Here is a 770-nt window from a genome sequence, read left to right as displayed (position 1 = left end):
GCAGCGCGGTCCTGGCCGCGAGGTCCCGGGGGTCGAGGAGCGAGGACCGGTCCAGGTCCTGTTCCTGGATGAGTTCTTCCAATCGCCGGACGGTGTCCGCGAGTTGCGGTGATGCCGCCACCAAGGTGCTCCCTGGGCCGTGGAGGTACGAGATCTCTGGCGCTGCCCGCACTCTACGTGCCGCCGCGACTTCCCTCAACGATCGTTTACCAGCCGAGAACCATCGTTGCCAGACCGTGGGCGACGCGGCGATTCGGGCGTAGCGACGGAAGCGGGTGTAGACCGTCCGCCACGGTCCGTAGCGTTCCGAGTGAGGAGCCGGTCCTGGAGTCCAGGTAGTCCGTGAGCCGGCGGAACAGTTCGGGCAGGACCACCTGGCCGGCCGCGGTGTCCGTGATCGAGTCGATGTCGTCGACCACTGCCCCGTCGTAGGTCCTGTCGACGCCCCATACCCCCTTCTTCGCCGCGCGCGCCTCCACTGCCGCCGTCCTGAGGACGTCACGCAGGTGGACGGGCAGCCCGGGGAAGAACATCGGGTACGCCAGCCCGGTCATCGAGGGCCGCTCCGCCATGACCCACGACCAGCTCGCCGACGCCCTCACGCACGCCGGTCGCAGTCGGCGCAGGCCGTAGGCGGCGCGGGGGCGTCCTGCTGCGGCTGGATCCTAGTACGTGCTGCGGCGCACACCACAGCGAACCGTGCCTTCGCCGACCCCGACACCGACGACCTGATCACCGCCGTCCGACGCGGTCCACGCCCGCTCCAGTAC

Annotated in this window: 1 protein-coding gene; it reads right to left on the bottom strand. The window is 69.7% G+C overall.

Annotation, left to right across the window (positions count from 1 at the left end):
* Nucleotides 1–206: 206 nt before the first annotated feature.
* Entirely contained in the window at nucleotides 207–554 is a 348-nt protein-coding gene (locus tag B7L92_RS38900) for a hypothetical protein (protein WP_170102295.1), read from the bottom strand.
* Nucleotides 555–770 lie beyond the last annotated feature (216 nt).

This window comes from Streptomyces viridosporus (genome assembly GCF_002078235.1).
Classification (GTDB): Bacteria; Actinomycetota; Actinomycetes; order Streptomycetales; family Streptomycetaceae; genus Streptomyces; species Streptomyces viridosporus.
Note: the sequence above shows the minus strand (reverse complement) of the source record. Positions and strands in the feature narration are given on the sequence as shown.

Coding starts and splice junctions, on each gene's coding strand:
- B7L92_RS38900 (WP_170102295.1), bottom strand. CDS start 554: ATGACCGGGCTGGCGTACCCGATGTTCTTCCCCGGGCTGCCCGTCCAC.